Origin of the sequence: Dermacoccus sp. UBA1591, assembly GCF_002322065.1 — a bacterium.
Lineage (GTDB): Bacteria > Actinomycetota > Actinomycetes > Actinomycetales > Dermatophilaceae > Dermacoccus > Dermacoccus nishinomiyaensis.
Map to the genome: position 1 here is coordinate 20,764 of NZ_DCNR01000083.1, position 10,101 is coordinate 30,864.

At 69.1% G+C, this 10,101-nt stretch carries 10 protein-coding genes; 4 read left to right on the forward strand and 6 right to left on the reverse strand.

Going from position 1 to position 10,101, the window contains the following annotated elements; translation table 11 throughout:
- The coding region (locus B2284_RS09100) for an oleate hydratase (RefSeq protein WP_286697404.1) at nucleotides 1-850 on the forward strand (850 nt) is incomplete at its 5' end.
- A gap of 139 nt (nucleotides 851-989) precedes the next feature.
- Here B2284_RS09100 and B2284_RS09105 read toward each other — a convergent pair.
- The 4 genes from B2284_RS09105 to dnaK all read right to left on the reverse strand — a co-directional run bounded on the left by B2284_RS09105 (nucleotide 990) and on the right by dnaK (nucleotide 5,328).
- Nucleotides 990-1,499, reverse strand: coding sequence for a heat shock protein transcriptional repressor HspR (locus tag B2284_RS09105; RefSeq protein ID WP_136788786.1), 510 nt, complete (start codon nucleotides 1,497-1,499; stop codon nucleotides 990-992).
- On the reverse strand, nucleotides 1,496-2,512 hold the full coding sequence (locus B2284_RS09110) for a DnaJ C-terminal domain-containing protein (RefSeq protein WP_006946096.1): 1,017 nt from the start codon (nucleotides 2,510-2,512) through the stop codon (nucleotides 1,496-1,498). Before B2284_RS09110 ends, B2284_RS09105 begins: the two co-directional genes overlap by 4 nt.
- Before the next feature lie 178 nt (nucleotides 2,513-2,690).
- A complete protein-coding gene (locus B2284_RS09115) occupies nucleotides 2,691-3,320 on the reverse strand; it encodes a nucleotide exchange factor GrpE (RefSeq protein ID WP_074041112.1) in 630 nt (209 codons plus the stop codon).
- Between the two features lie 121 nt (nucleotides 3,321-3,441).
- Entirely contained in the window at nucleotides 3,442-5,328 is a 1,887-nt protein-coding gene (gene dnaK / locus B2284_RS09120; RefSeq protein ID WP_074041113.1) for a molecular chaperone DnaK, read from the reverse strand.
- Nucleotides 5,329-5,656: 328 nt separating this feature from the next.
- Between dnaK and B2284_RS09125 the strand changes: the two genes are divergently transcribed.
- Nucleotides 5,657-6,709, forward strand: a complete 1,053-nt coding sequence (locus B2284_RS09125) for an alpha/beta fold hydrolase (RefSeq protein ID WP_051805624.1) — start codon at nucleotides 5,657-5,659, stop codon at nucleotides 6,707-6,709.
- A gap of 118 nt (nucleotides 6,710-6,827) precedes the next feature.
- The gene (locus B2284_RS09130; RefSeq protein ID WP_081873572.1) at nucleotides 6,828-7,274 is read left to right on the forward strand and encodes a tetratricopeptide repeat protein; all 447 of its coding nucleotides are present in this window, start codon (nucleotides 6,828-6,830) and stop codon (nucleotides 7,272-7,274) included.
- Between the two features lie 97 nt (nucleotides 7,275-7,371).
- Here the strand turns inward: B2284_RS09130 and B2284_RS09135 are convergent, their stop codons facing one another.
- Nucleotides 7,372-8,235 (reverse strand): oxidoreductase, encoded by an 864-nt coding sequence (locus B2284_RS09135; protein ID WP_006946260.1) that lies wholly within the window; start codon nucleotides 8,233-8,235, stop codon nucleotides 7,372-7,374.
- A gap of 66 nt (nucleotides 8,236-8,301) precedes the next feature.
- Complete coding sequence (locus B2284_RS09140) at nucleotides 8,302-9,063, reverse strand: sulfite exporter TauE/SafE family protein (RefSeq protein WP_286697405.1); 762 nt, start codon at nucleotides 9,061-9,063, stop codon at nucleotides 8,302-8,304.
- 133 nt (nucleotides 9,064-9,196) lie between these two features.
- Between B2284_RS09140 and B2284_RS09145 the strand changes: the two genes are divergently transcribed.
- On the forward strand, nucleotides 9,197-10,101 hold a 905-nt coding region (locus B2284_RS09145), incomplete at its 3' end, for a patatin-like phospholipase family protein (RefSeq protein ID WP_286697406.1).

Here is a 10,101-nt window from a genome sequence, read left to right on the forward strand (position 1 = left end):
CACCGCCGCGACGCTGAACCGCGGCCCTGCCTCGGCGTGGGACCTGTGGAAGAAGATCGCGCGCAAGGATCCGTCGTTCGGGCGCCCCGAGGTGTTCTGCAGCTCCATCGACGAGACGAAGTGGGAGTCGGCGACCGTCACGACGCTCGATGAGCGCATCCCCGAGTACATCCGGCGCATCGCCAAGCGCGACCCCTTCAGCGGACGGGTCGTGACGGGCGGCATCGTCACCGTCAAGGATTCGAGCTGGCTCATGAGCTGGACGGTGAACCGCCAGCCGCACTTCAAGAAGCAGCCGAAGGACCAGATCGTCGTGTGGGTCTACAGCCTGTTCGTCGACACGCCCGGCGACTACGTCAAGAAGCCGATGAGCGAGTGCACCGGCGAGGAGATCACCGCCGAGTGGCTCTACCACCTCGGCGTGCCCGAGGCTGACATCCCCGAACTCGCGGCGACGGGCGCGAAGTGCGTACCGGTCATGATGCCGTACGTGACGTCGTTCTTCATGCCCCGCAAGGCCGGTGACCGCCCTGACGTCGTGCCGGAGGGCGCGGAGAACTTCGCCTTCATCGGCCAGTTCGCCGAGACCAGCCGCGACTGCATCTTCACGACCGAGTACTCGGTGCGCACCGGCATGGAAGCCACCTACCAGTTGTTCGGCGTCGAGCGCGGTGTGCCCGAGGTGTTCAACTCGACCTACGACGTGCGGACGCTGCTCGACGCCTCGGCGCGCCTCAAGGACGGCGAGAAGACCGAGCTGCCCGGCCCCGCCGTACTGCGCCGCAAGATCGCGAAGGGGCTCGACTCCACCGAGATCGGCGTGCTGCTGCGCGAGCACGGCATCCTGTGACGGCAACCTGACGCCCGCATCGCGCGCCGAGGCCCTCATCCCGAGTCGGGGATGAGGGCCTCGGCCATGCAGGTGTTGTACGACGACGGTGTGGCGCTGCGTCGTGCGCTCCGGAGCGTGCGTCGTGACGAGCTCGGGCTCAGCGGGTGCTGTACGGCCGGAGCGAACGCCCGATCGAGCGCGGGCGCGGTCGTTCGCCGGGCCCCAGCGCGACGATGCCGTCGCGTCCGGCCGCGAAGACGCACGTGTGAGAGCGCGATTCGAGTGCGTCCCGGTACTGCGCGTTCTGTTCGCTCAGCTCCTCGATCTGCGCCCGTAGCGCCGTGACCTGGTGCTCGAGCTCCATGATGCGTTGGATGCCGGCGAGCGAGACTCCCTCCGACGACAGCTCCTGCACCCGACGCAGCTGCGCGATGTCGCGCATCGAATAGCGGCGGCCGCCGCCACCCGTGCGTTCGGGGGTGACGAGCCCCAGACGGTCGTACTGGCGCAGCGTCTGGGCGTGCATCCCGGCCAGTTCGGCGGCGACGGAGATGACGTACACCGGCTTCGCCGGAGCGTCGAGGCCGTGCAGCCGCTCGTCACCGACGCGTCCGTTGTGGTCGTCGACGATCTCGCCGCGCCGCCGTTCGACCCGCGACGGCGTCACGACGCGGCCTGACGCGCCTTCGCGAGCAGCTCTTCGCGCGGGTCGGCTTCGCCCGCCGCGAGGGTCTCGACGGCCCGACGCTGCTCGTCGGTGAGCTCCTTCGGCACGACGACGTGAACCTTCGCGATGAGGTCGCCGGTCGCCTTCTTCGTCTTCACGCCACGGCCCTTGACGCGCAGGCTGCGGCCCGAGGGCGTGCCGGGCGCGACGCGGACCTTGACGCTCTTGCCGTCGAAGGTGGGCACCTGCACCGTGGCGCCGAGGGTGGCCTCGGCGAACGTCACGGGCAGCTCGACGGTGAGGTTGTCACCGTCGCGGCCGAAGACCGGGTCGGTGCCGACGCTGATGTGCAGGATCATGTCGCCGTTCGGGCCACCGCCGAAGCCGGGACGGCCCTTGCCGCGCAACCGGATCTTCTGCCCGTCCTTCACCCCGGCCGGAATGCGCGCGGTGAAGCTCTGACCATCGGCGTCGCTGATGCGCACCTCGCTGCCCTCGACGGCCTGACGGAACGTGATCGACGCGCGCGCCTCGACGTCCTCGCCTCTCTGGGCGGCGCGCTGACGGGAGCCGCCGCCGAAGCCGGAGCTGAACCCGCCGCCCCCGAAGCCTCCGCCGGCGCCACCGAACTGGGCGAGCAGATCTTCGAGGTTGATGCCCTGCTGGCCACCCGCCCCACTCGAATAGGTGCGGTAACCGCTGCCGCCGCCCCCGCCGAACATCGACGAGAAAACGTCCTCGGCGCCGCCGGCACCGCCGCTGAAGCGGGCGCCGCCTCGCGCCATCTGACGCACGGCGTCGTACTCCTGACGCTGCTGCGGATCGGAGAGCACCTGGTTGGCCTCGCCGATCTCCTTGAACTTCTGCTCAGCGGAGGTGTCACCGGGGTTCTTGTCCGGGTGGTACTTGCGGGCCAGCTTGCGGTAGGCCTTCTTGATGTCCTCCTCGCTCGCGTCCTGCGCGACACCGAGGGTGGCGTAAAAGTCTTTTTCGAACCAGTCCTGACTGGCCATGCGCACCTCCTTCGTGGTTTCACGCCCGCCGGTTGCGGACCGGGCGTGCATCGCGTGCGCGTGCGAATGGGGTTTTCAGTTGTGTGTCGGCGGCGCCCGGTGGGGGCGCCGCCGCGACGTCAGCGAAGCAGGTTGCCCCGCGGCACGAAGCGACCCGGCTCGGCCGCGGCGCGCTCGATCAGCCTGCGACCGAGACGCGGGCGGGACGCACGACGCGCTCGCCCACCTTGTAGCCCGGCTGCAGCACCTGCACGACGAAGGTTCCGTCGACGCCCTCGGGCGCCTCGGCCTCGACGTGCATGAGCGCCTCGTGGACGCTGGGGTCGAACGCCTCGTCGACCGCGCCGAAGCGTGCCACACCGAAGCGGTTGAGCGTCGATTCGATCTTGTCGGCGATCTTGCTCATCGGGCCCTCGGTGAGGTCGCCGTGCTGGCGCGCGAGCTCGATGTCGTCGAGCACCGGGATGAGGGATTCGACGACCGAGCCGATCGTCGTCTCCTTCTCACGAGCCCGGTCGCGCTCGACGCGGTTGCGGTAGTTGACGTACTCGGCCTGGATGCGCTGCAGGTCGGACAGGCGCTCCGCAGCGAGCTTCGAGTCCGGGTGCTCGGCGACCGCGTCGTCAGCGCTCGTCGCGTCGGGGCCGGCCTGCGTGGCGGCCTCGTCGGAACGCGTCTGCAGTTTCTCGGGCTGCTCTCCGCCGGGCAGGTCTGAACCCACACCGCCGGCGAACGAGTTGTCGGTCTCGCCCTGCGTCGCACCGTCGGCGTTGTGGGGCGTGGCGCCGCTCGTGTTCTGGTCCGTCATGACGGACTCCTTCCTGCCACCTCCTGGTGGCGAAGCGGCCGGTGGGCTCCCCGTGGGCAGCCCACCGGCCGTACTCGTGTCAGGGGCCGACCGGGGTGCGCGTGGCACCCCGGTCAGGCACTCACTTGGAGGTGTCGTCGTCGTCCTCGACGACCTCGGCGTCGACGACGTCGTCGCCACCCTGCTTCTGCTCGCCTGCAGCGCCCTCGGCACCGGCCGCACCCGCGGCGTCGCCGTTCTCGGCCTGCGCGGCGTACATCGCGGCGCCCATCTTCTGGCTGGCCTCAGACAGCGCCGTGGCCTTCGCGTTGATGTCCTCCGGCGACGCGGACGACTCCGGCTTCAGGGCCTCCTTGAGCTCGGCGAGGGCGCTCTCGGTGGCCGACTTTTCGTCAGCGGGCACCTTGTCGCCGTTCTCCTCGAGGAACTTCTCCGTCGAGTAGACGAGAGCCTCGCCCGTGTTGCGGGCCTCGGCCTCCTCGCGACGCTTCGCGTCCTCGGCGGCGTGCTCCTCGGCCTCGCGGACCATGCGCTCGATGTCCTCCTTCGGCAGCGCGGAGCCACCGGAGATCGTCATCGACTGCTCCTTGTTCGTGCCACGGTCCTTCGCGGAGACGTGCACAATGCCGTTGGCGTCGATGTCGAACGTGACCTCGATCTGCGGCACGCCACGCGGCGCGGGAGCGATGCCCGTGAGCTCGAAGTTGCCGAGAGCCTTGTTGGCCTTGGCGATCTCGCGCTCACCCTGGAACACCTGGATGTCGACGGACGGCTGGTTGTCCTCAGCCGTCGAGAACACCTCGGTGCGCTTCGTCGGGATGGCCGTGTTGCGCTCGATGAGCTTGGTGAAAAGCCCACCCTTCGTCTCGATGCCGAGGCTCAGCGGCGTGACGTCGATGAGCAGCACGTCCTTGCGCTCACCCTTGAGCACACCGGCCTGCAGCGCGGCGCCGACGGCGACGACCTCGTCCGGGTTGACGCCCTTGTTCGGCTCCTTGCCACCGCACATCTGCTTGACGAGCTCGACGACGGCCGGCATGCGGGTCGAGCCACCGACGAGGACGACGTGGTCGATGTCGGAGATCTTGACGCCCGCATCCTTGATGACGTTCTCGAACGGCTTCTTCAAGCGCTCGAGCAGGTCCTTCGTCATCTGCTCGAACTGAGCACGCGTGATCGTCTCGTCGACGTGGATCGGGCCGTTCTCGCCCATCGACAGGTACTGGAGGGAGATGTTCGTCGAGGTCGAGCTCGACAGCTCCTTCTTCGCCTGCTCCGCGGCGTCACGCAGACGCTGCATGGCGATCTTGTCCTTGCTCAGGTCGACGCCGGACTCGCTCTTCACCTTGTTGATGAGGTGCTCGACGATGCGGTTGTCCCAGTCGTCGCCACCGAGCTTGTTGTCACCGGAGGTGGCGCGCACCTGGATGGTGGAGAAGCCGTCCTCCGCGTCCTTGCCCACCTCGAGCAGGGAGACGTCGAACGTACCGCCACCGAGGTCGAAGACGAGGATGAGCTCGTCCTCCTTGCCCTTGTCGAGGCCGTAGGCGAGGGCCGCGGCGGTGGGCTCGTTGACGATGCGCAGGACGTTGAGGCCCGCGATCTCGCCGGCCTCCTTCGTGGCCTGACGCTCGGCGTCGTCGAAGTAGGCGGGAACCGTGATGACGGCGTCCGTGACCTCTTCGCCGAGGTAGGCCTCGGAGTCACGCTTGAGCTTCATGAGAATACGGGCCGAGATCTCCTGCGGCGTGTACTTCTTGCCGTCGATCTCCGTCGTCCAGTCCGTGCCCATGTGGCGCTTGACGGAACGGATGGTGCGATCGACGTTCGTGACCGCCTGACGCTTCGCGATCTCGCCGACGAGGATCTCGCCGTTCTTCGTGAACGCGACGACGGATGGGGTGGTGCGACCGCCCTCGGCGTTCGCGATGATCTTGGGCTCGTTGCCTTCGAGAACGGCGACGGCCGAGTTGGTGGTACCGAGGTCAATACCGACTGCGCGACCCATGGTGGGATCTCCTTCGTTCGAGGAAACGACGATCTGTGCGCGCGCCCTGCAGGCGTGGCCCACACCGTCAGATTGACTGATGTTGACTCAACTCTGTTTCGCCGTGAGTGTCAACCCTCGGCTCATCAAAGTTGCTGTTACTTGACTCAACTTGTTTGATCCGCACTTCATTCCCCGTCGCAGAAGTTTTCTCCGGGCCCCGTCTCGTCAGCCTTGGACGAGCCTCGCCCGTCGCGCGGACGCCGCCACTACCCCTGGGTAGGATCGCGGGATAGACAGGGCGAGCGCGTGTGGGTTCGCCGGCGCTGCGGGACGATGGAGAGCGACGATGCGGACAGAGCCCGAGCAACACGCGACGAGCGGAAACGTGACGGTCTCGCGCGTGCAGCACGGCCCCTCCCAAGCGCGCGTCACCTCGATCAGCGGCCCCCGCGGTCGCGACTTCGTCCTCGTCGCCGGCATCGGAGTGGCCTCCGACTATTACGTTCGCCTCGCCCTCGATCTCAATCAGGTCGGCACCGTCCACGCCATCGACCTTCCCGGCTTCGGCGGCGTTCCGCACGGCAAGCAAACGCCCGGGATCGAAGGATTCGCGGATCTCGTCGAGGCCGCGATCACCCAGCTCGAGCTGGACGACCCGGTCCTCGTCGGGCATTCCATGGGCTCACAGGTCGTCACCGAGGTCGCGGCGCGGCGCTCGGATCTCAGCACCATCGTCCTCATCGGCCCCGTCGTGAACTCTGCCGAGAGCAGCATCGCGCGCCAGGCGTGGCGCCTCGCCCAGTGCGCCGGGCGCGAACCCTTCGCGATCACCGTGCACGTCCTCATCTCCTACGTGCTCTGCGGGCCGTGGTGGTTCTTCAAGGTGCTGCCGAAGATGATGAACTACCCGATCGAAGAGCGGCTCCCGCACGTGCGCGCGCACACCCTTATCCTGCGTGGGCAGCACGACGTGACCAGCCCGCGCTCCTGGGCACGGCACCTGTGCGACATCACGCCGCACGCACGCGCCTGGGAGATCCCGAGCGCAGCGCACTCCGTCATGTACGCGCACGCCGGCGCCGTGGCCGCCTTGACCGTCGAGCACATGCAGCACCCCGAAGCCGCGCACGACGACCCTCGCGATCGACAGATCGACCAGCGCACGAACCCCGACGAGCGCCGCTCGCTCGTGCGCTTCCTCTCGCGACTGCGTGGCGGTGCGACGACGCTGCGCGGGATGGTCACCGGCGACGATGCGCTCGTCGCCCGCGGCAGCCGCCGCTCCCTCGCCGGATACGACGGCCCGCACGACTCCCCCGACGTCGATGCCGTACCCCTCGACGCCGCGGAGGCCGCGGAGGACGAGTCGACGTCCGAAGCGGCACGCACGACGGACTGACGAACCCCGCGGTGTGCTGCCACCACTCGTCGGCGCGCGGTTCGGAGGCGAGGTGATCGGGAACAGCGGCGCCGCAGCGATGGTTGACGCGGACACACCGCGACGCACAGGAGCAGCCATGAGCGACGAGACCTTCGAGCCCACCACGCCGATGAAGGCGCACGAGCCGGCGGCCACGCCGACGATGGAGCAGATGCTCGGCGCGGCGACCAGTCCGTCAGGCCTGCACACGATCACCGACCCGAGCGGCGACCCCTACGAGACCCTGCGCACGGCCAAGGAGCTGTTCGACGTGCGCAAGTACACCGAGGCGGCGCGTCTCATCGAGGGCATGACCGGCACGCCGGAGGGCGCGTCGCGTGATGCTCGCGAACTGCTCGCCCGCAGCTATTACCACTCGGCGCAGCTGACGAAGGCCACCGTCGCGGCCCGTGAACTGCTCGACGTCGACCCGACGAACGTCGACGCCGCCGTGCTCCTGGCCCGCTCGCTCGAGCGTGCGGGCAAGAAGGACGAGGCCGCCCCGGTGCGACGCCTCGCCCAGTCGCTCGGCGCCGACATCTGACGCACGTCGGAGGGCAGCATCTGGTCTGTGAGGGCACGGAAGAACGCTCCCATCGACGTCAGCTGCTGCCGCTGCGACGGTGCGCGGCACGCGCCGCTCAGCGCAGGGCGTTCAGCGTCATGAGGTCGTCGTCACTGAGGGTGACGTCGCGAGCCGCCGTGTTCTCCTCGAGGTGCGCGATCGACGATGTGCCAGGGATGAGCAGGACGTTCTCGGCGCGCGCGAGCAACCAAGCCAGGCCGACCTGCGCCGGCGTGACGCCGCGTTCGGCGGCCATGCGCTGCACCGCCCGGTCGTCGCCGACCTTCGGCAGGTGCTCGAACGCCGAGCCGAGCGGGAAGAACGGCACGTAGGCGACGCCACGCTCACGGCACAGCTCGAGCGTGGCGTCGTCGTCACGCATGAGGAGGTTGTAGGCGTTCTGCACGCACACGGCGCCCGCGTCGAGCGCGACGCGCGCCTGCTCGGTCGAGACGTTGCTGACGCCGAACGCCTCGAGCTCCCCCGCCTCGACCAGGCCCTGCATGGCACCGAGCTGCTCCTCGAGGGGGCAGGCGTTCTCCTCGCCGATCTCGTCGACGGGCATGACGCGCAGGTTGACGACCGGCAGCCGCTCCACGTCGAGCGTCACGAGGTTCTCGCGGACCGCGGCCACGAGCTGGTCGGGGCGCTGCGCCGGCAGCCACTCACCCGACGGGCCCCGCACGGCGCCGACCTTGGAGACGATGACGAGATCGTCGGCGTAGGGATGCAGCGCCTCCTTGATCAGTTCGTTCGAGACGTTCGGGCCGTAGAACTGCGACGTGTCGATGTGGTCGATGCCGAGCTCGACGACGCGACGCAGCACGCGGACGGCCTCGTCGTGATCGCGTGGCGGACCGAACACGCCCGGCCCGGGAAGCTGCATGGCGCCGTACCCGACGCGTCCGACGTGATGACCGGCGACGGTGAAAGTGCTCATGCGTCATTCGACCACGCCGGCCTGGGGGCAGGCGGCGGCGCGTCGCAGATGCTCGTCAGGTGAGCGTCAGAGTGTGAGAAGACCCCGCACGAGCGCCGACGCGCCACCGAGCGCGGCGAGCGCCATCGCGAGTCGCTTCGCCTGCGCCGTCGTCACGCGAGGCGTGAGACCCTCGCCGATGCGGACACTGATGAGCACGAGCACGACGACGAGCGGCATGAGCCACCAGGGCGGCAACTCGGTCGAGCCCGTCGACCCGAGCGTCGTCCTCGCGATGACCGAGATGGCCCCCATCGTCATGAAGATGGGTTGGAGGGTCGCGGCGAACGATCGGTGCTCCCACCGCGTCAGCCGGGAGTGGATGACGAGGACGGGCGCCGAGACCCCGCACAGCGTATTGAAGAATCCGCCGATGACGCCTGCGACGGGCGTCACCCACGCGGACGTGACGTGCGGTAGACGGCCGAGGCGATCGGCGCCGACGGTGAAGCCGATCGCGCCGAGCACCGCCACTCCGACGACGACCTGCAGCCAGGCCGCACTGACCTCGCGTACGACCACGGCACCCACGAGAGCGCCCGGCACGACACAGGCGCAGATGATGCCGGCGCGCCGCCAGTCGACGTCACGTCGCAACGTCAGGGTGAGCAGCAGGCCGGAAACGGTCGTCGTCGCGTTCGCGAGCAGGACGCCATGGGCGGCGCCCATGATGAGCGTCAGTGTCGGAGCCAGGACGAGCCCCATGCCCGAACCCGACAGGCGTTGGAGCACCGCGCCGACGAGGATCGCCGCGACGACGGCGGCGAGCATCGCGGCGGTGAACTCCATCCGCACATCCAAGCAGGTCGTCCCCCGCCGCCGTTCCTCTGGTCAGCGGGCCGCGTTGGTGGCCTGGGGCGGTCGGGAGGGTTTCACCCTCGCGTTTGGCCCGTGGGGCCGACGCGCGTCAGGATGGGGAACCGTGAAGACCGTCCTCGACGTCATGCGCCACCGGCGCGACAACTCGAGCCAGCCCCTGCGGCGTCACGACCACGCGCGCGTCACCGTCGTCCTCGAAGGCGGCAGTTCCCGCGCGGCCTACGGCGGCGGCATGGTGGCCGAGCTCGAGGCTCGCGACCTGCTCACGACCGTCGATGCGGTCTACGGCGCGTCGGCCGGAGCTCTCAACGGCGCCTGGCTGATCTGTGGCCGCGCCCGGGCCAATCTGCACGGCTGGTGGGCGCCGGAGAGCATGAATGCGACGATCCGCCCGTCGAACGCGCTGCGTCGCAAACCCGTCGTCGACACCGACGTCATCGTCTACGACCTGTACGAGAACGTCACGCCGATGGGGTTCGAGGAGATCCTCGCGAGCGATGTCGAGTACCACCCCATCGCCACCGACGCGGCGAGTGGCGACGCGGTCGACCTGGCGCCGATGATCCACGACAAGGCGAGCCTGCAGGACGCACTGCGCGCCACGGCGCGGCTGCCGGTTCTCGGCGGCGCACCCGTCGAGATCGACGGACGACGTTTCATCGACGGCGGGATCGCGGAGAACATCCCCGTCGAGACAGCACTGGCCCAGGGCGCGACGCACGTGCTCGTGCTGCGCACCAAGGCGCCGTCGCTGGATCTGAGCCCCGACAAGGCGGTCGAGAAGCGACTCGTCGCGCGGTGGATGTCCCGTCACGCGCCCGGCGCGAGCGCGGCCTGGACGCGCCGCAACCTGCGCAAGCAGGAGATCGAGCACCTCATGTCGCACGACGACCGGGTGACGCAGGTGGCGCCGCCCGCCGACGTCGCGCGCATCTCCGTCGTCGGCCGCGCTCAGGACGTGCAGCGACGTGCCGTCCAGGACGGTCAGCGCATCATGGCCGAGACCCT